This window comes from Mesorhizobium sp. B263B2A (assembly GCF_020165775.1).
Classification (GTDB): domain Bacteria; phylum Pseudomonadota; class Alphaproteobacteria; order Rhizobiales; family Rhizobiaceae; genus Mesorhizobium; species Mesorhizobium opportunistum.
This window is the reverse complement of the sequence record NZ_JAIUIU010000013.1, coordinates 90,576-106,773: the sequence shown is the minus strand read 5'-3', so window position 1 is coordinate 106,773 and position 16,198 is coordinate 90,576. Positions and strand designations below refer to the sequence as shown.

The window sequence follows — 16,198 nt, the reverse complement described above, 5'->3', positions numbered from 1 at the left end:
GCTTCGTGTACGATATTCGAGCCAGGCTCTAGGGTTCAAGGGCCTTCGCGGCGCGTTCGAGCAATGCGCCGCGATCAGGCGCAAATCCCGCTTCGACCCATTCCGCCTCGAGGTTCTTGAGGATTTCGCCGAGCTTCGGCCCAGGCTTGGCGCCAAGTGCGGTCAGATCGGCGCCTTTCAGCGGAAACGACGGCTTCTCCCATTTGAGCGCAAAGGCGAGCAGGCGCGAGAAACCGCCGGCTTCGAGCAGTGCGTCATTGTCGTCGACGGCACGCACCCGCGCCGAGGCGAGCGACAGCCGCAGCCGATCGACAAAGCCTTGCCGATCGCCACGATAGAGCCGCTTGGCCAGTTCGCCCTCGGTCGTCTTCGGCTCGACGGCAGCCGTCAGCCCCCAGTGGCGCAGGCGGTCAGCTTCCGCAGTCGACAGTTTCAGCCGCTCTGCCAGTATTTTCATGCGCGCCGCATCCGGCGGCACGATCGCCTCCAGCCGCAGCATCGCGTCGGCCGGCCAGCCCAGATCCTTCTCGGCCTTGGCCAGCCCGTGAATGGCATCGATGCCCCACCTCTCGCTTTCCGGCAGCGCCGCGGTCAGGACACCGGCCTGCCGCATCCACAGCAGCGCCCGCGATGGGTCCGGCGCCGACAGAAGCCTCTTCAATTCTGACCAGACGCGCTCGGCGGACAGCTGTGCGAGTCCGTCCTTCAACCGCGCGCAGGCCTTCAGCCCTTCGGCGTCCGGCCGGCCTTCGCCATACCAGGCGAAAAAGCGGAAAAAGCGCAGGATACGCAGGTAATCCTCGCGGATACGTGCTTCCGGATCGCCGATGAAGCGCAGCCGCCGTGCCTCGATGTCGGCGATGCCGCCGACCAGGTCGACAACCTTGCCATCGGCCTCGGCATAGAGCGCGTTGATGGTGAAATCGCGCCGCTCGGCGTCGAGCTTCCAGTCGCGGCCGAACGAGACCTTGGCGCGGCGGCCATCGGTCTCGATATCGGCGCGCAAGGTGGTGATTTCATAGGGCTTGCCGCCTGCGACCACAGTAATGGTACCGTGCTCGATACCGGTCGGCACCGGCTTGAAACCTTGCGCCTGGGCGCGGCGGATGGTTTCCTCAGGCAAACAGGTTGTGGCGATGTCGGTGTCGGCGACCGGCTGGCCCATCAGCGTGTTGCGCACCGCCCCACCGGCAATACGCGCCTCTTCACCGCCCTCGGTGAGAGCGGCGAGCAGGCGCTGCAGATGCTTGTCGGCGAGCCAGTCGGCCCTGCCCGCGATCGAAACACTCACGCATAGAGCCTTTCATAGAGCGTACGGATGATCCCGGCGGTGACGCCCCAGATGCGCCGGTCGCCGTAAGGCATGTCGTAGAAGAACCATTCGAGATCGTTCCACATGCGGCTGTCGCGCTTATGGTTGGCGGGGTCCATCAGGAAGCGCAACGGCACCTCGAAGGCCGCGTCGACTTCATCGGCGTTCAAGGCGAGCTGGAAACCGGGCCGCACGATGCCGAGCACCGGCGCGATCCGGTAGCCGCTGCCGGCGACATAGTCGGGCATGCGTCCGAGGATCTCGATGCGATTCTGGCCAAGGCCGATCTCCTCGAAGGTCTCGCGCAGTGCCGCGGCTTCCGGGCTCGCATCGGTGGCATCGATGGTGCCGCCGGGAAAAGCCACCTGCCCCGAATGGTTGCGCAGCTTTTCGGCCCGCTTGGTCAGGAGAACCGTCGCCTCGCCTTCGTGATCGACAACCGGGATCAGCACCGCCGCGTTGCGCAGCGCCTTGCCCTGGTTGAGGCGCGGATGGCCCGGATTGAAGCGGTGATCGCCATAGTCGTCGCTGGCATGGGCCTGCGGCTGCGCGGCGAAGCGCGCGCGAAAATCCGCCGATGAAAACGGCATCGGTGACACCTGGTCCATCACGCGCTCAGCCGCTTCAGTTGATCCGCCGGCATGATCGCAAACACCGCTCCCCTGGAGCGCACGGCAAACATCGTCCTGCCGTCGATCTCGATCTCCTCGGCATGCTCGACCAGTTCGTACATGACCGGCCGCGCCACCAGCGCCTCCAGCCTGCCTCGCACCAGCACATAGGGCTTCAATCCGCCGGTCTCATTCTCGTCGACGAAGCGCAGCGGCCGCTCCGGCCCGGCCTCGACGACATCTCCGACATTGGTGCGGAAAGTGATGACTTGCTGGTCGCCGCTGCCCGAAACGTCCATTTCGACGGCGATGAAGGGCGCATCGGCGACCCGGATGCCGACCTTTTCCACCGGCGTCACCAGATAGGTCCTGCCGTCGGCATCCTTGCGCAGCACGGAAGAGAAAAGCTGCACCAGCGGCATGCGCCCGATCGGCGTACCCAGATAGAACCAGGTGCCGTCGGCCTTGATCTCCATGTCGAGATCGCCGCAAAAGTCGGGATTCCAGCGCTCGACCGGCGCCGCGCCCTTGCCGGCACGTGCCGCACGCGAGATCAGCGCCTCCAGGCCGCGCGCCTCGGTGGCATCGGTAAGGCTCTGTTCGCGATGTTCGAAGTGTTCCGACATGGTCACGAAATAGTCACTGTTGTTCCGCTTGTCAGCCTAAGTCTGTGATTTAAGTTCCAACGTAGGCGCCACGCGAGGCCGAATCGCGGCAAACTTATGCTATGCTGCAACCGTTATTTCCAACCATCTATCTCCAATTTTAAGGGATTGAGCTGAATGAGCGTAATGGTCAAGGAAAGCCCAATCAGCGAAAAGGACATGATCGCCGAGGCCGAGAAGGCGCTTGCCGACATCTCCAGAATTCGCGACGGGGTCGGCCGGGTCATCTTCGGCCAGGAGAATGTCGTCGAGCGCACGCTGGTGGCGCTGCTGGCCGGCGGCCACGCGCTGCTGGTCGGCGTGCCCGGCCTCGCCAAGACCAAGCTGGTGGAGACACTGGGTGTCGTGCTCGGCCTCGATTCGCGCCGCATCCAGTTCACGCCCGATCTGATGCCCTCCGACATCCTCGGCTCCGAAGTGATGGAGCAGGACGAATTCGGCAAGCGCTCCTTCCGCTTCATTTCCGGACCGATCTTCGCCCAGCTTTTGATGGCCGACGAGATCAACCGCGCCTCGCCGCGCACCCAGTCGGCGCTGCTGCAGGCGATGCAGGAGTACCACGTCACCATTGCCGGCGCCCGCCACGACCTGCCGGCGCCCTTCCATGTGCTGGCGACGCAGAATCCGCTGGAGCAGGAAGGCACCTATCCGCTGCCGGAAGCCCAGCTCGACCGCTTCCTGATGCAGGTCGACATCCTCTATCCCGAAATCGAGGCCGAGCGCCGCATTCTTCTGGAAACCACCGGTGTCGAGGACGCCAAGGCGCAGAACGTGCTGCAGCCGGCGCGGCTGAAGGAGATCCAGACGCTGATCCGCCGCATGCCGGTGCCCGAAAGCGTCGTCGAGGCGATCCTGACCCTGGTGCGCTCGGCGCGCCCGGGCCAGGACAACGCCGAGACCGACAAGCTTGTCGCCTGGGGTCCAGGCCCGCGCGCCAGCCAGGCGCTGATGCTGTGCACGCGTGCGCGGGCGCTCTACGATGGGCGGCTGGCACCCTCGGTCGACGATGTGCGGGCGCTGGCCGAGCCGGTGCTGCAGCATCGCATGGCGCTGACTTTCGCCGCCCGCGCCGAAGGCACCAGCGTGCGCGATGTCGTGGCGAAGCTTGTGAAAGGGATTTGATGGCGCGCATCGGCGAGGTCCAGGCTCCGGCGGCGACGCGCGACGCGCTCGCCCGTGGCCGGTTGCGGGCTTCGCTTGTGCCCGACCTGCTGGTCGAGGCGCGGCGCATCGTCAACACCGTGATCGCCGGCTGGCACGGCCGCCGCAAACGTGGCATTGGCGAGAATTTCTGGCAGTTCCGGCCCTATGTCGAAGGCGATTCCTCACGCATCGACTGGCGCCGCTCGGCACGCGACGACCATACCTATGTGCGCGACCGCGAATGGGAAGCCGCTCATACGGTGTGGCTTTGGGCCGACCCTTCGCCATCCATGCTCTACAAGTCGACCGGCGCCAGCGTTTCCAAGCAATCGCGCGCCCTGGTGCTCACGCTCGCCATGGCCGAACTTTTGTCGCGCAGCGGCGAACGCATCGCCTGGCCGGGGCTGACCGATCCGTTCACCGCCCGCAACGGCGCCGAGCGCATCGCCGCCCAGCTCATGCATGCCGGCGAGCTGCCGGCAAAACCCGACCTCACGGATATCAGGCGCTTCTGCGACATCGTCATCGCCAGCGATTTCCTCGATCCCGTGGAGGAAACGATGGCCTGGCTCGGCGTGCTGGCCCGCCATGGCGTGCGCGCCCACCTAATCGAGGTCGCCGACCCGGCCGAGGAGACCTTCCCCTATGCTGGTCGCACCGAGTTCACCGATCCCGAGACCGGCGAGAAACTGACAGCCGGGCGCGCCGAAATGCTCGCCGATGAATACCGCCTGCTCTACACTGCCCGCCGCCAGGAACTGGCCGGCTGGTGCAAGCGGCTCGGTTGGAGCTTCACCGTCAATCACACCGATCGGCTGGCGTCCGACGCGCTGGTGCGCCTGCACATGGCGATGACCGCCGAGGGCGGTCATGCGGTTAGCGGTCGTGCCGGAAAGGCGGTCGCATGAGCTGGCTGCCGCTCTCCTTCGGCGCTCCCATGGTGCTGTGGGGCCTGCTGGCGCTGCCGGTGATCTGGTGGCTGCTCAGGCTGACGCCGCCCAAGCCGCAGACCGAAGTGTTCCCGCCGCTGAAGATCCTGGCCCGTGTGCTGAAACGCGAGGAGACCCCGCAGCAGAGCCCATGGTGGCTGACGCTGCTCAGGCTCTTGATGGCGGCCCTCATCGTGGCCGCGTTGGCCGAACCGGTCTTCAACCCGCGCGAAAAACTGACGGCCGAGGGAGCAGCACTTGCACTGGTCATCGACAATGACTGGGCCAGCGCCGCCGACTGGAACAAACGTGTCGCCACCGCCGAGCGGCTGATCAACGATGCCGGTTCGAACGGCGTGCCGGTCATCATCGCCTTCACCGCCGAAAAGCCCAATGCCGAGATCGGCCCTTTCGATGCCGCTTCGGCGCTCAACCGGCTGCGCGCGGCCAAGCCGCGGCCGATCCCGACTGACCGGCCGGCCGTCTATGCCCGTGTCGCCGGCGTGTTGCAGACCGTGCGCGGTGCCAGCGTCGCCGTGCTTGCCGATGGCCTGGCGGCCAAAGACGATGAAGCCGCCTTCAACACGCTGTTGTCGAAAAATGCCGCCCGCGTCGTTTGGGCAACCGCCGACCGGCTTTCGCTGACCGGCCTCACCGCCGCCGACAATCAGGTCGACGGCTTCGCACTGACCGCCATTCGCGCGCCGGGCGACCCTGCACCGGGCCGGGTCACCGCAGGTGCTTTCGACGACAAGGGCCGCCGCATCGCCGATGCGACGCTGACCTTCGCGCCGGGCGAGGCCACCGCCACCGGCACCATGACGGTGCCGTTCGAGCTGCGCAACGACTTCGCCTCGATCGCGCTCGACGGCGAGCGCCACGCCGGCGCCGTGCGCGTGCTCGACGAAAACTCCAAGCGTCGCCGTGTCGGGCTGTTGTCACAGGCCGAGGCCGACCAGGCGCAGCCGCTGCTGTCGCCGCTCTACTACATCAGGCGCGCACTGCAGCCCTTCGCCGATCTGGTCGAACCCTCAAGCGCCGATCTTGCCGACGCCATCCCGCAGATCCTCGACCAGAAGCCGGCGATGATCATCATGGCCGATATCGGCACCATTCCCGAGCAGGTCCGGCCAAGGCTGGTCGATTGGGTCGAAAAAGGCGGCACGCTGGTACGTTTCGCCGGCTCGCGGCTGGCCGCCGCCGGCAACGACGACGACCTGCTGCCCGTGCGCCTGCGCACCGGCGAACGTTCGCTCGGCGGCGCCTTGTCATGGACGTCGCCGCAGCCGGTCACCGAATTCCCCAAGGCCGGACCGTTCGCCGATCTGGCGCCACCCACCGAAGTCACCGTGAGCCGGCAGGTGCTGGCGGAGCCAACGCCCGATATCGTCGAGCGCACCTGGGCCGCACTTGCCGACGGCACGCCGCTGGTCACCGGGCTGAAGAAGGGCAAGGGCACGCTGGTCCTGTTCCATATCACGCCGGAGGCGACATGGTCGAACCTGCCGATCTCCGGCAGCTTCGTCGAGATGCTGCGCCGCATCGTCCAGCTGTCGCGCAACCAAGGCGCTGCGATCGCCAACGCCGAAGCCGCCGCCACCTCGCTCGCGCCCTATCGCATGATAGCGGCCGACGGCTCGCTGGTGCCGCCGACGCCGGATGCACGGCCGCTGGTGCCGGGCGCCGGTACACTGCCGGTGACCTTCGAGAACCCGCCCGGCCTCTACGGTTCCGAGACTGGCGTCTTCGCTCACAACCTGCTCGATGCCGCAAGCACGCTGGCCCCGCTGGCGCGCCCGCACATCACCGTGCCGGTCACCACAATCCAGTACGCCTTCGACGAATCGCGCAACCTGAAGGGCGGGCTGGTTGCCGCCGCTTTGATACTGATGCTGCTCGACACGCTGGCGGTGTTGTGGATGGGCGGCCTGTTTTCGCGCCGGCCGCGCCGCGCCGGCGCGGTGGCAACCACCGCCGCGATCCTGATCGCGCTCGGCGCTTTGTTCGGTCATGCCGACCTTGCCCGCGCCGACGATGCCAAGCCCGGCGACGAGGTGGCCATCGAGGCGATTTCCAAGACCCGCATCGCCTATGTGCTGACCGGCGTGCCGGGTGTCGATTCGATCAGCCGCGCCGGGCTCGAGGGCCTGACCCGCTTCCTGATCGAAAAGACCGCGCTCGAACCGGGCGAGCCGGCCGGCGTCGACATTTCGAAGGACGAGCTGTCGTTCTATCCCCTGATCTACTGGCCGATCGATCCATCGGCACCGATGCCGAGCCAGGCGGCGATCGCCCGCATCGACGCCTATATGCAGCAAGGCGGCACGGTGCTGTTCGACACGCGCGACCAGTTCGCCAACGGCATCGGCGCCGATTCCACCAGCCCGGCGACCGAACGGCTGCGCGACATCCTCGGCAGCCTCAACGTGCCGCCATTGGAGCCGGTGCCGTCGGACCATGTGCTGACCAAATCCTTCTTCATCCTGCCCGAATTCCCGGGCCGCTTCGCCGGCAGCCCGCTCTGGGTCGAGACATCGCTCGATGCCAGCAACGCCGACAACCGGCCGGTGCGCACCGGCGACGGCGTCTCGCCGATCATGATCACCGCCAATGATTTCGCCGGCGCCTGGGCGGTCGACGAGAATGGCGACCCGCTGCTGCCGACCGTGCCGGCCGACCCGATGCAGCGGATCTACGCGCTGCGTGCCGGCGTCAACATCATGATGTACATGCTGACCGGAAACTACAAATCCGACCAGGTGCATGTCCCGATACTGCTCGAACGGCTGGGGCAGTAAGATGATGCTCCTTGTTGCACGACTCGAGTGGATCGACCCTCCCCACAAAGCGGAGGGTAAGGCATGAACTGGTCGATCTCCTTCGAGCCGCTGATCTCGTCCTGGCCCTTGCTGGCCTTGGTGCTGGTGCCATTGGCGCTGCTTGCGCTGGTCGGCCTGTGGTTTCGCCAGCGCGGCGGTGTCCTGCGCTTCGTCGCCCTGCTGGCGCTCGCCGCCGCCCTCTTCAACCCGGTGTTCCTCAACGAGGAGCGCGAGCCGCTGAAGAGCGTCGTCGCCCTGATCGTCGACCGCAGCCAGAGTCAGGACATCGGCGACCGCACCAGGCAGACCGACGAGGCGTTGGCCGGCCTGCAGCAGCGGCTTGGCAGCTTCAAGCAGTTCGACGTCCGCGTCGTCGAAGCCGGCAAGTCCGAAGCCGCCGACGAGCGCACCGAGACACGCCTGTTCGGTGCGCTGGAAGGCGCCTTCCGCGACGTGCCGCCATCGCGCATCGGCGGCGCCATCATGGTCACCGACGGCGAAGTGCATGACGCACCGCCCGGCGCGCCCGATTTCAACGCCCCGCTGCATGCCCTGATCACCGGCAACGATCACGAAAAGGACCGCCGTATCCGCTTCGAGAACGCGCCGCGTTTCGGCCTCGTCGGCAAGCCGCTCGATATGACCTATCGCGTCATCTCGACGGAAAACGAGACCGGTCCGGTCGATGTGCGCGTCTCGGTCAATGGCGAGCAGGTCGCGGTCGAGCATGCGACCGTCGGCCAGGCGATGCCGCTGCAGGTGACCATCCCGGGCGCCGGGCGCAACATCATCGAACTCGCCATCGACCGCGAACCGGGCGAACTGACCGACACCAACAACCGCGCCATCGCGCTGGTCGACGGCATCCGCGAGAACCTGCGCGTACTGCTGGTTTCGGGCGAGCCGCACGCGGGCGAGCGTACCTGGCGCAACCTGTTGAAATCGGACGCCTCCGTCGATCTCGTCCATTTCACCATCCTGCGGCCGCCGGAAAAGCAGGACGGCACGCCGATCAACGAATTGTCGCTGATCGCCTTCCCAACGCGTGAGCTGTTCGTCGAGAAGATCAAGGATTTCGATCTCATCATCTTCGACCGCTACCAGCACCGCGACGTGCTGCCGATCCTCTATTACGACTACATCTCCGAATATGTCGAAAAGGGCGGCGCGCTGCTGATCGCCGCCGGCCCCGAATATGCCGGCGAAAGTTCGATCGCGCGTACGCCGCTGATGTCGGCCCTGCCGGCCATGCCGACCGGCGAAGTGGTCGACAAGGCCTTTTATCCGCGCCTCACCGATCTCGGCCAGCGCCATCCGGTGACCCGCGGCCTGGACGGTTCGGCCACCGAGCCGCCGCACTGGAGCCGCTGGTTCCGGACCATCGGTGTGCAGAACCCGCAGGGCGAAGTGGTGATGAAGGGCGCCGACAACCGGCCGCTGCTGCTGCTCGACCGCAAGGGCGAAGGCCGTGTCGGCATGCTTCTGTCGGACCAGGGCTGGCTGTGGGCGCGCGGCTTCGAGGGCGGCGGTCCGCATGTCCAGCTCTACCGGCGCATCGCCCACTGGCTGATGAAGGAGCCCGAGCTGGAGGAAGAGCGGCTGACCGCCGATGGACGCGGCATGGTGCTGGAGATCCGCCGCCAGACGATGGCCGACGACCCCGGCCCCGCGCAGATCATCACGCCCTCCGGCAAGACCTTGACCGTCAAGCTCGAGAAATCCGAACCCGGCGTCTTCCTCGGCAGCGTCGAGACCAACGAGATCGGCCTCTTCCAGGTCGCCAATGGCGACCTCACCGCGCTCGCCCATGTCGGACCGGTCAACGCACCGGAATTCTCGGATGTCATCTCCACCGAAAACCGGTTGAAGGCGCCGGCGGAAGCAACCGGCGGCAGCGTGCGCCGGTTGGCATCGTCCTCCGCCCTTGGCGGTGATGTGACGCTGCCCTCCATCGTGCCGGTGCGCTCGGCCGGCGAAGCCTCCGGCAGCGACTGGATCGGACTGCGCACCACCGACGACAGCGTGCTCAAGGCCGTCTCGCGCGTGCCGCTTTTCGGCGGCTTCCTCGGCCTCGGCCTGCTGCTCCTGGCAATGGGCTCGATGTGGTACCGCGAGGGACGGTGAGCTTCCTTCTCCCCGTCACTATACGGGGAGAAAAACGCTGTCGTGCCCTACTCCTCCGGCTCAGTCGTGAACAGCAGCGGGTAGCCCTTGGCCTTGCCGGCGTCGGTGGCCCGCGTCGCCTTGGTTTCGGCGACATCCCTGGTGAAGACGGCGACCACGCAGACGCCGCGCTGGTGGGCGGTGATCATGATCCGGTGCGCCTGGTCTTCGCTGAGCTTGAACTCGCCCTTCAGCACCGTCACCACGAATTCGCGCGGCGTGAAATCGTCGTTGATGAGGATGACCTTGTAAAGCTTCGGCCGCTCGGTTTGCGGCTTGACCTTGGTGCGCGGTTTTGTGGTGATTTCAGGCATTGGAACCGACAGTTTCGCGATCGGGCTTCGGTCCGCATTTTGCCACGGGCGCCAGCGATCGTCCATTTTGATCGGCGCGCAACCCGATAGAGCAATTCCAGGAAAAGTGTGAAACGCTTTTCCGTCCGGAATTGCGTCAAAACAAAGGGTTAGAGCAGTTTACCGTTTCCATGAAACGGTGAACTGCTGCTAACCGGCATGACGCGACCGTTCACAATCATGTGGGCAGTTGCCGGCCGCGCTTCAACGGTCCTGGCGGCCGAAGATGTGGCGGCCTGAAGCTGGCCGCAAGCTGCCGGCATCCGCCCGGCGTTCCATCCAGGCAGCGATCGGCCACGCCACGACGCAGATCAGTGTCACGCCGGTGAGCATGATCAGCAGCCACGTCTGCGCCGGCGTGATGTAGTCCCAGTTGCTGGAGATTGCCGGTGCAAACAGCGAAGGCTCGGTGCGTCCGCTCGCCGGATCCGGCACCGGGCTGGCGGAAAACAGAATCAGCACCCTGGCGACACCGGTGGCAACGAGGCCGCCAATTGCCATCGAACGAAAAATGGACGAAAGCCGCTTCTTCATGCGGATTGTCCTACACGGCCGGCGTTGAAAACGGGTTAAATGCGATCAGGATATCTGGCTGGAAACCGGTGTTCAGCCGTCGACCGTTTTCCTGGCAGAAGGCCGCCCCAGCCGGTCTGCGGCTGGAACGGCCTCGCCAGAACTGACCTCGAAACGGATCAGGGCTTCTTCGCAGCAGGCTTCGCAGCAGCAGGCGCAGCGGCAGCGGCAGCAGCCTTGGCCGGGGCCTTCTTGACCGGGCACTTGTGCTTCTTGGTCACCTTGCAAACGGCCTTCTTGGCGACCTTCTTCGGCGCAGCCTTCATCGGAGCAGTGGCAGCCGGAGCGGTGGTCGTGGTAGCCGGAGCGGTGGTCGTGGCAGCCGGAGCAGCGGTCGTGGCGGTTGCGGCATTGCCGAGAGCGGGCATCGCGAAAGCGAGAGCGACGGCGAGACCGGCGGCGGAAAGGATGGACTTTTTCATGGCTTCATTTTCCTTTTTTTGCGGGTCAAGTTCGAGTTTCACTGAACCGGGTCGTTCGGTGTCACTCCAAGCAGCTTCAAAGCGTTGGCGAGCATCCGGATGCCCTGCGCCTGTTTCTTGGCTGCGCAGTACCGGTTGCCCTTTCTCTGAAGTGCCTTTGCCGCGGTGACCTGCGTTGCCGTGGCATGTGTTTCGAGGGCTTCGTCAAATTGGTGGCTGAGATTGGCGCACCGTTCGCTCCGGGTGAGCGGCGCCTTTGCGTCCGATTGTCCGACAGCGGCAGTGACCAGGCCAAGGCCCAGCAACGCACCCAACAAACTGATCGACAACCTTGGCATTGGTTTTTCCGCGAACCCGGAGATTAGCGTCGCAGCCGATAACCTGACCGCCACGTCACCGTTATGCCGCCCTACCTTTTCAGGAGTTTTTCCCGATTGTAGAATTTTGTTTCTGGATTGTGTCTGGCTGGCCCGGCTGGTGCATATCGCCCAAAAGTGGTTCCGGTTTCGGGCTTTGACGCCCCATTGCATTCGGTGTGGAGAAGGCGGAATTCGTTCTTCCTTGAAATGCAAGGCACTGGCCAACATATGGCCCGAATTCTATCGTGTGGCTCACCGGCCAAGAATGACTTGGCCGGCAACCGGGACAGGCACCTGTGAAATCCGATGCGCACATACTGATCGTCGACGACGACAAGGGCATCCGTGACCTGCTTCAGGAATTCTTCCAGAAGCGGGGCCTGCACACCTCGGTCGCGGCCGACGGAATCGAGATGGAAACGATCCTGCGCCGCGCGCAGGTGGACCTCATCGTGCTTGACGTGATGCTGCCCGGCAAGAGCGGGCTTGAACTGTGCCGCGACCTTCGCGCCCAGTATTCGACGCCGATCATCATGCTGACCGCCGTCACCGAGACGACCGACCGCGTGGTCGGCCTGGAGATGGGCGCCGACGACTATGTTCCCAAACCCTTCGACCCGCGCGAACTCCTGGCCCGCATCCGCGCGGTGCTGCGGCGCAACGGTGCCGCCGCCGAACCCAAGCGCGCCACCTCCAAGCAGATCTACCGCTTCGCCGGTTGGACGATGGACTGTTCGCGGCGCCGGCTGACCGCGCCCGACGATGTCAGGGTCGAACTGACGATGGCCGAGTTCAACCTGCTGCAGACCTTCGTCAAGAGCGCCCAGCGCGTGCTGACCCGCGACCAGCTCATCGAGCTTTCCGGCGGCGACAGCGACTATTCCTTCGACCGCAGCATCGACATCCTGGTCAGCCGGCTGCGGCGCAAGATGGAAGACGACCCAAAGACGCCGAAACTGATCCTCACGGTGCGCAGCGGCGGCTATCAGTTCCTGCCCGAGACGATCTCCGAATGAGACGTTTCCTGCCGCAGACCTTGCCTGTCTGGGTGCTGCTGATCGTCATTGCCGGCCTGCTGATCAGCCAGGTCGCGACCCTCTACATCGTGTCGCGCGACCGTGCCGCCGCCAACGACGTGGTCGATCTCTACCGCCTCAACGACCGCGCCTTCTCGCTGGTCCAGCTGATGCATGACGCCACGCCGGAGGAGCGCAAGGCAACCGCGGCCGGCCTGTTCAATTCGACTTATGCGCTGACCGTCTCGGACACGCCCGCGGTCACCTCCTCGATCGCCGGCGACGACGAACTGGCCGAGCTCGAGGACATCCTCGTCGGCCGGCTGTCGAAGTTCGGCATCACCGACGCGCGCGTGCGGCGCGACCCGGCGACGCGCGAGGCCGACGACGCCGGCGGCACCGAGCCGGGGGCCGATATCGGCCAGGTCGAGCGCGACCTCTTGGTGCTGGCCGCCGATTTCGCCCAGAGCGACAAGCTGACGGCATCGCTGCGCTTCGCCGACGGCCAGTGGCTGAACTTCACCGAGCCGATCACGCCCGTCGGCCCGATCCTCAGCGTCGACAGCCTGCCGCTCTATTCGCTGATCGCCGGACTGGTGGTCATCATGTCGATCTGGTCGCTGCGCCGGCTGACGGCGCCCTACCGCATGATGGAAACCGCCGTGAACAGGATCGGCAAGGACCTGAAGAGCCCGCCCATCGCCGAATCGGGCAGCCGCGAGGTCCAGGCCGCCGCCAGGGCGATCAACGCCATGCAGGCCAGGCTGCGCGAATATGTCGAGGACCGCGAACATCTGGCCGCCGCACTCGCGCATGACCTGCGCACGCCGATGACGCGGATGCGGCTGCGCCTGGAGCTGTTGCGCAAATCGGCGGTGCGCGAGGCGCTGGCGCACGATCTCGCCGACGTCGAGAGCATCGCCAGTTCAGTGATCGACTTCGCCACCTTCGAGGTGACCGAGGAGAAGAGCGAACGCATCGACTTCTGGTCGCTCGTGGAATCGATCGCCGATGCCTACCCGGACGTCTCCTTCGACAATGACGATACTCGCTCACGCGGCTTGATCTGCATGGCGCGGCCGGTTGCGCTGAAGCGCTGCGTCACCAATCTGGTGCAGAACGCCGTCACCTACGGCAAGAAGGCGCATCTGAGCCTGCACCGCTCCGACCGCACGATCACGCTTGCCATCCGCGACGAAGGACCGGGCATACCGCAGGCCCAGATCGATGCCGTGTTCGGTTCTTTCGTTCGCCTCGAACAATCCCGCAACCGCCAGACCGGCGGCCTCGGTCTCGGCCTCACCATCGCCCGCAACATTGCCCGCGCCGCCGGCGGCGAGGTCCGCCTGTCCAACCATCCTGCCGGCGGCCTGCTGACGGAGCTACGCTTGCCGCTGGCGGCCTGACGCGGGTCGTCCAAAATGCCGGCCTCGCAAGAGGCGCGGCGATCAGGGATGGTCCCCGTTTGCCGATTTTCAACGGATGACGGCGATTTTCCATGCCAGCAGGGCAATTATTGCCATCACGCTGGACAACGTTGCCCAACCGTGCCGCCCGAATGCATGCAGGACAAGAACCGCCAGCGCGGCACTGACTGCCGCGAACGCCCCTTCGATATAAAAGAGCTGGTTTGCACTCAGCGGCGTACCGGTCGCCCCGCCGATCCTGAAGAATTCCAGGATCGATCGCATCGCGATCACAAGCAGCATGCCGAGCGCCGTTTGAGCGACCCGCGGTTTAGAAAGCCAATTCCGAATCCGCTTCAACGCGCCCTGTCCCTGCAAGACCGCGCTCGACTACCGCCGCAGCACTGCGCTCAGCACATCCCTGATGCCGATGGCGCCGACGAAGCGGGACTGGTCGTCGAACAGCGCCACCGGTGCGGTCTGCGAGCGGTGCATGGCCAGCATCACCGTTTTCAGCGATGTGCCGGGATTCGCCCAGAACACTTGCGCTGCTTCCTCCGACTGGGCTTCGACATCGGCGCAGGACATCCAGACCGCCGGCTTGCCGTCGCGTTCGGCTGCCGCCACCAGCCCGTGGTCGTCGATCTTGAAGCGCGTCGTCTTGCGCCGATCGAGCCATACCCAGCCATTGTCGCCATGCTCCAGGTCGCGGCGGTCGCGCATGACGTTCCAGGCGGTCAGCACCGACAGCGGGTTCACATTGGCGATGAAGTCGCGGACATAGTCGTTGGCGGGACGCAGCACGATGTCTTCGGGCGCGCCGGTCTGGACGATGCGGCCGCCCTCCATGATGGTGATATGGCTGCCGATCTTCAGCGCCTCCTCCAAATCGTGGCTGACGAAGATGATGGTCTTCTTCAGCTCGGCCTGCAGCTGCAGCAATTCGTCCTGCAGCTTGGTGCGGATCAGCGGGTCGAGCGCCGAGAACGGCTCGTCCATCAACAGGATCGGCGCTTCGGTGGCGAAGGCGCGCGCCAGGCCGACGCGTTGCTGCATGCCACCCGACAGTTCATGGGCGTATTTGTTCGACCACTGGTCGAGATTGACCAGCTTGAGCTGCCTGTGCACGCGCTCCTTGCGTTCGGCGTCCGGCACGCCGGCGAGTTCGAGGCCGAGCCCGACATTTTCTTCCACCGTACGCCACGGCAACAGGCCGAACTGCTGGAACACCATCGCCACCTGCTTCTGGCGTAGGCGCCGCAATGTGGCCTGGTCGCAAGTCACGACATCGACGATCTTGTCGCCGTCCTTGACCAGGACCTGGCCACGCGACACCACGTTAAGCCGGTTGACGGCCCGAAGCAGCGTCGACTTGCCGGAGCCCGACAGGCCCATCAGCACCGAAATCTCGCCTTCGTGCACGGTGAGGCTGGCGTCGGCGCAGCCCAGCACATTGCCGGTCTTCTCGAGGATTTCGGCGCGTGTCGCGCCCTTGTCGATCATCGCCAGCGAGCCCGCCTGGTCGGCGCCGAAGACGATGTCGACGTTCTTGAAATCGACGGCGACGGTCATTTCTTGCCTCCAACGCCAATGCGGGTCATCCGGTCGAGCACGATGGCAAGCACGACGATGGCGAGACCGGCCTCAAGCCCGAGATCGATGCGGCGCGAGCCGAGCGCGCGGTTGATTTCCGTGCCGAGGCCGCCGGCGCCGATCAGTGCGGCGAACACCACCATCGACAGCGACAGCATGATCGACTGGGTCAGCCCCGCCATGATGGTGGGCAATGCCGAGGGCAGTTCCACCTTCCACAAAAGCTGGCTCTTGGTGGCGCCGAACGCCTCGCCGGCTTCGATGATCGACTTCGGCACCGAGACGACGCCGAGGTGGGTGAGCCTGACCGCGGTCGGGATGACGAAGATGATGGTGACGATGAGGCCGGGCGCATTGCCGAGGCCAAACAGCGTCAGCACCGGGATCAGGTACACGAAGGTCGGCAGCGTCTGCATCAGGTCGAGCACCGGCAGCATGATGCGGTAGACCTTGGGCTTGTGCGCCGCCCAGATGCCGAGCGGCACGCCGATGGCCATCGCCATGGCGGCGGCCGCCACGACCAGCACCAGCGTCTGCACCGTCTGCTTCCACAGGTTCTGGTTGATGATGAAGATCAGGCCGAGGAATACGCCGATGGCGAGCGGTCGAGACCGCTGCAGCAGCCAGGCAATGACAGCGATGACGAGCGCCAGCAGCACCGGCGGCACCATCAGCAGGATGTTGACCAGCCCGTCGAGCAGGAAATTCAGCCCATTCGAAAAAGCCCTGAACACGGTGTCGAAATTGTCTGTGAGGAAACCGAAGAACGCCTTTCCCCAGGCGCCGATCGGAATCTTGTGATCGACCATGAATTTCGAAATCGGATCCATATCG

The 16,198-nt window shown here is 65.3% G+C and carries 16 protein-coding genes; 6 read left to right on the top strand and 10 right to left on the bottom strand.

The genetic code is table 11. The features are described from left to right. Positions 1–28 precede the first annotated feature (28 nt). The 3 genes from LB568_RS20505 to LB568_RS20495 are packed head-to-tail and all read right to left on the bottom strand — an operon-like array spanning position 29 to position 2,549. Complete coding sequence (locus LB568_RS20505) at positions 29–1,291, bottom strand: CCA tRNA nucleotidyltransferase (protein ID WP_013893452.1); 1,263 nt, start codon at positions 1,289–1,291, stop codon at positions 29–31. Continuing rightward, entirely contained in the window at positions 1,288–1,920 is a 633-nt protein-coding gene (locus LB568_RS20500) for a CoA pyrophosphatase (RefSeq protein ID WP_224731125.1), read from the bottom strand. Before LB568_RS20500 ends, LB568_RS20505 begins: the two co-directional genes overlap by 4 nt. Further along, a complete protein-coding gene (locus tag LB568_RS20495) occupies positions 1,920–2,549 on the bottom strand; it encodes a DUF1285 domain-containing protein (protein WP_013893450.1) in 630 nt (209 codons plus the stop codon). Before LB568_RS20495 ends, LB568_RS20500 begins: the two co-directional genes overlap by 1 nt. A gap of 156 nt (positions 2,550–2,705) precedes the next feature. Here LB568_RS20495 and LB568_RS20490 point away from each other — a divergent pair, with 156 nt between their 5' ends. The 4 genes from LB568_RS20490 to LB568_RS20475 all read left to right on the top strand — a co-directional run bounded on the left by LB568_RS20490 (position 2,706) and on the right by LB568_RS20475 (position 9,603). Then, a complete protein-coding gene (locus LB568_RS20490) occupies positions 2,706–3,710 on the top strand; it encodes an AAA family ATPase (protein ID WP_013893449.1) in 1,005 nt (334 codons plus the stop codon). Then, positions 3,710–4,639 carry a DUF58 domain-containing protein gene (locus tag LB568_RS20485; protein ID WP_013893448.1) on the top strand — a complete coding sequence of 310 codons (930 nt, stop codon included), beginning with the start codon at positions 3,710–3,712 and terminating at the stop codon, positions 4,637–4,639. Before LB568_RS20490 ends, LB568_RS20485 begins: the two co-directional genes overlap by 1 nt. Then, complete coding sequence (locus LB568_RS20480) at positions 4,636–7,458, top strand: DUF4159 domain-containing protein (RefSeq protein WP_224731124.1); 2,823 nt, start codon at positions 4,636–4,638, stop codon at positions 7,456–7,458. Before LB568_RS20485 ends, LB568_RS20480 begins: the two co-directional genes overlap by 4 nt. A 63-nt stretch (positions 7,459–7,521) precedes the next feature. Beyond that, on the top strand, positions 7,522–9,603 hold the full coding sequence (locus LB568_RS20475; RefSeq protein WP_013893446.1) for a membrane protein: 2,082 nt from the start codon (positions 7,522–7,524) through the stop codon (positions 9,601–9,603). A gap of 47 nt (positions 9,604–9,650) precedes the next feature. On the opposite strand, the gene clpS is transcribed toward LB568_RS20475, so the two are convergent. From clpS to LB568_RS20455, 4 genes are all read right to left on the bottom strand, one after another. Then, positions 9,651–9,956 carry an ATP-dependent Clp protease adapter ClpS gene (clpS, locus tag LB568_RS20470; protein ID WP_013893445.1) on the bottom strand — a complete coding sequence of 102 codons (306 nt, stop codon included), beginning with the start codon at positions 9,954–9,956 and terminating at the stop codon, positions 9,651–9,653. A 243-nt stretch (positions 9,957–10,199) separates the two neighbouring features. Then, positions 10,200–10,529: a hypothetical protein gene (locus tag LB568_RS20465; protein WP_140574832.1), complete on the bottom strand. Its 330-nt coding sequence runs from the start codon at positions 10,527–10,529 to the stop codon at positions 10,200–10,202. 158 nt (positions 10,530–10,687) lie between these two features. Further along, complete coding sequence (locus tag LB568_RS20460; protein WP_013893443.1) at positions 10,688–10,990, bottom strand: hypothetical protein; 303 nt, start codon at positions 10,988–10,990, stop codon at positions 10,688–10,690. A 38-nt stretch (positions 10,991–11,028) separates the two neighbouring features. After that, the gene (locus LB568_RS20455; RefSeq protein WP_013893442.1) at positions 11,029–11,328 is read right to left on the bottom strand and encodes a hypothetical protein; all 300 of its coding nucleotides are present in this window, start codon (positions 11,326–11,328) and stop codon (positions 11,029–11,031) included. Between the two features lie 317 nt (positions 11,329–11,645). On the opposite strand from LB568_RS20455, the gene LB568_RS20450 reads away from it, so the two are divergent. Together LB568_RS20450 and LB568_RS20445 are read left to right on the top strand one after the other, a co-directional pair. Beyond that, a complete protein-coding gene (locus LB568_RS20450; protein ID WP_013893441.1) occupies positions 11,646–12,365 on the top strand; it encodes a response regulator in 720 nt (239 codons plus the stop codon). Next, positions 12,362–13,771: an ATP-binding protein gene (locus LB568_RS20445; protein ID WP_013893440.1), complete on the top strand. Its 1,410-nt coding sequence runs from the start codon at positions 12,362–12,364 to the stop codon at positions 13,769–13,771. The genes LB568_RS20450 and LB568_RS20445 overlap by 4 nt, the downstream gene beginning before the upstream one ends. A 69-nt stretch (positions 13,772–13,840) precedes the next feature. Here LB568_RS20445 and LB568_RS20440 read toward each other — a convergent pair whose 3' ends face one another. From LB568_RS20440 to choW, 3 genes are all read right to left on the bottom strand, one after another. Continuing rightward, complete coding sequence (locus tag LB568_RS20440; RefSeq protein ID WP_013893439.1) at positions 13,841–14,074, bottom strand: hypothetical protein; 234 nt, start codon at positions 14,072–14,074, stop codon at positions 13,841–13,843. A gap of 87 nt (positions 14,075–14,161) precedes the next feature. Further along, positions 14,162–15,343, bottom strand: coding sequence for a choline ABC transporter ATP-binding protein (gene choV / locus LB568_RS20435; RefSeq protein ID WP_013893438.1), 1,182 nt, complete (start codon positions 15,341–15,343; stop codon positions 14,162–14,164). Then, complete coding sequence (choW, locus tag LB568_RS20430) at positions 15,340–16,194, bottom strand: choline ABC transporter permease subunit (protein ID WP_013893437.1); 855 nt, start codon at positions 16,192–16,194, stop codon at positions 15,340–15,342. Before choW ends, choV begins: the two co-directional genes overlap by 4 nt. Positions 16,195–16,198: the final 4 nt, after the last annotated feature.

Excerpts from the sequence above, each read along its gene's own strand:
- LB568_RS20465 (WP_140574832.1), bottom strand. The coding sequence starts at position 10,529 with ATGAAGAAGCGGCTTTCGTCCATTTTTCGTTCGATGGCAATTGGCGGC.
- LB568_RS20460 (WP_013893443.1), bottom strand. The coding sequence starts at position 10,990 with ATGAAAAAGTCCATCCTTTCCGCCGCCGGTCTCGCCGTCGCTCTCGCT.
- LB568_RS20440 (WP_013893439.1), bottom strand. The coding sequence starts at position 14,074 with ATGCTGCTTGTGATCGCGATGCGATCGATCCTGGAATTCTTCAGGATC.
- LB568_RS20495 (WP_013893450.1), bottom strand. The coding sequence starts at position 2,549 with ATGTCGGAACACTTCGAACATCGCGAACAGAGCCTTACCGATGCCACC.
- LB568_RS20475 (WP_013893446.1), top strand. The coding sequence starts at position 7,522 with ATGAACTGGTCGATCTCCTTCGAGCCGCTGATCTCGTCCTGGCCCTTG.
- LB568_RS20490 (WP_013893449.1), top strand. The coding sequence starts at position 2,706 with ATGAGCGTAATGGTCAAGGAAAGCCCAATCAGCGAAAAGGACATGATC.
- LB568_RS20480 (WP_224731124.1), top strand. The coding sequence starts at position 4,636 with ATGAGCTGGCTGCCGCTCTCCTTCGGCGCTCCCATGGTGCTGTGGGGC.
- LB568_RS20455 (WP_013893442.1), bottom strand. The coding sequence starts at position 11,328 with ATGCCAAGGTTGTCGATCAGTTTGTTGGGTGCGTTGCTGGGCCTTGGC.
- choW (WP_013893437.1), bottom strand. The coding sequence starts at position 16,194 with ATGGATCCGATTTCGAAATTCATGGTCGATCACAAGATTCCGATCGGC.
- LB568_RS20485 (WP_013893448.1), top strand. The coding sequence starts at position 3,710 with ATGGCGCGCATCGGCGAGGTCCAGGCTCCGGCGGCGACGCGCGACGCG.
- clpS (WP_013893445.1), bottom strand. The coding sequence starts at position 9,956 with ATGCCTGAAATCACCACAAAACCGCGCACCAAGGTCAAGCCGCAAACC.
- LB568_RS20445 (WP_013893440.1), top strand. The coding sequence starts at position 12,362 with ATGAGACGTTTCCTGCCGCAGACCTTGCCTGTCTGGGTGCTGCTGATC.
- choV (WP_013893438.1), bottom strand. The coding sequence starts at position 15,343 with ATGACCGTCGCCGTCGATTTCAAGAACGTCGACATCGTCTTCGGCGCC.
- LB568_RS20500 (WP_224731125.1), bottom strand. The coding sequence starts at position 1,920 with ATGGACCAGGTGTCACCGATGCCGTTTTCATCGGCGGATTTTCGCGCG.